The sequence below is a fragment of the Lysinibacillus sp. 10T31 genome, assembly GCF_056394365.1.
On sequence record NZ_JBFTHS010000228.1, the window covers coordinates 1 to 412 of the forward strand.

The window sequence follows — 412 nt, forward strand, 5'->3', positions numbered from 1 at the left end:
GCGTACCGCCTCCAGCGCAGAGGCTCTGGCCTGGTTCCAGGCTCGTGGCGAATCGACGGTGGTGGTCAAGCCACTGGACAGTGCGGGCTCCGATAATGTGTTCATCTGTCACGATGCCGCTCAACTGCATGCGGCCATCGACTGCATTCTCGGCGCTACTAACCTGATGATGCGCAGCAACCGGGCGCTGTTGTTGCAGGAATACCTGGAGGGCGACGAGTACGTTATCAACAGTGTCAGTCATCAGGGCGAGCACTGGATCACTGATGTCTGGAAATGCACCAAGACGTTGAGCGCCGACGGTCGCAAGATCTATGACCGTGAAGACCTGCTGCCCGCCGATGCGCCGGAGCTTGATGGGCTGATCGATTACGTCGAAGGCGTGCTCGATGCCTTGGCCATCACCCACGGT

1 protein-coding gene is annotated in these 412 nt (G+C 59.5%); it reads left to right on the forward strand.

The window, feature by feature from the left end; translation table 11 throughout:
• The coding region (locus AC1DCY_RS27780) for an ATP-grasp domain-containing protein (protein WP_477356024.1) at positions 1 to 412 on the forward strand (412 nt) is incomplete at both ends.